General features: G+C 53.2%; 2 tRNA genes and 3 rRNA genes. All 5 read right to left on the bottom strand.

What is annotated here, in order from left to right:
* Positions 1–463: ribosomal RNA gene (locus tag HRQ60_RS23390) — 23S ribosomal RNA — on the bottom strand; the annotation flags it as partial.
* Between the two features lie 193 nt (positions 464–656).
* Positions 657–732, bottom strand: a tRNA-Ala gene (locus HRQ60_RS23395).
* Positions 733–757: 25 nt separating this feature from the next.
* Positions 758–834 (bottom strand) — tRNA-Ile (locus tag HRQ60_RS23400).
* A gap of 12 nt (positions 835–846) precedes the next feature.
* Positions 847–963: ribosomal RNA gene (gene rrf / locus HRQ60_RS23405) — 5S ribosomal RNA — on the bottom strand.
* A gap of 120 nt (positions 964–1,083) precedes the next feature.
* Positions 1,084–1,142: ribosomal RNA gene (locus HRQ60_RS23410) — 16S ribosomal RNA — on the bottom strand; the annotation flags it as partial.

Consider the following 1,142-nt stretch of genomic DNA (forward strand, 5'->3'; position numbering starts at 1 on the left):
TGGTCCTGCCGGATTCATACGGGGTTTCACGTGCCCCGCACTACTCGGGATCCGTCTCGGAGGGGGCTTGCTTTCGGCTACAGGGCTATCACCTGCTGTGGCGGGTCGTTCCAAACCTCTTCGCCTACCAAACCCCTTTATCACTCCATGTGAGACGTCCCACAACCCCAGAGAGCAAGCTCTCTGGTTTGGGCTGTTCCGCGTTCGCTCGCCGCTACTGACGGAATCACTATTGTTTTCTCTTCCTCGGGGTACTTAGATGTTTCAGTTCCCCCGGTCTGCCTCTGCCGAGCTATGAATTCACTCGGTCAGTAACTGGGTATGAGTCCAGCTGGGTTGCCCCATTCGGAAATCTCCGGATCAACGCTTACTTACAGCTCCCCGAAGCACTATCGCGGTTCGTCGCGTCCTTCGTCGGCTCCTGGTGCCTAGGCATCCACCGTGCGCTCTTACTTGCTTAACCAAACTTCAATTGGATTACTTGCTTCACCCTCGCTGACAAGCAGCTTGGATAGAAGAAGCATTCCAGACGCAAAGTTTTTCGTTTCGGTATCCAGTTTTCAAGGAACAACTTTTGGGTGCATCACTTCGTGTGGATCAAAAGTGGTTCCCGCTTTAAGCGAAAGCTTTTGATCTCCCCTCGAAGGAAGCAATTATGGTGGAGCCAAGCGGGATCGAACCGCTGACCTCCTGCTTGCAAGGCAGGCGCTCTCCCAGCTGAGCTATGGCCCCATAAAAGGAAATATAATGTTGGAAATGGTGGGCCCTAGTGGACTCGAACCACCGACCTCACCCTTATCAGGGGTGCGCTCTAACCAGCTGAGCTAAGGGCCCATAAAAGGATGCGCTTGGCAGCTTCCTACTCTCCCGGGACCCTGCGGTCCAAGTACCATCGGCGCTAGAGGGCTTAACGGTCGTGTTCGAGATGGGTACGTGTGGAACCCCTCCGCCATTACTACCAAACGCATATTTAATTGAAAGAGTTTCCTCTCTCAAAACCGAACAGTAAGTGAGTCTCTGATTTTTAACTCCCGAGAGAGACGGGACTGAATGTTTCCGCTATCCGGAAACGATTCTCCATAGAAAGGAGGTGATCCAGCCGCACCTTCCGATACGGCTACCTTGTTACGACTTCACCCCAA

This window comes from Saccharibacillus qingshengii, from assembly GCF_013185195.1.
In the GTDB taxonomy this organism is placed as follows: Bacteria; Bacillota; Bacilli; order Paenibacillales; family Paenibacillaceae; genus Saccharibacillus; species Saccharibacillus qingshengii.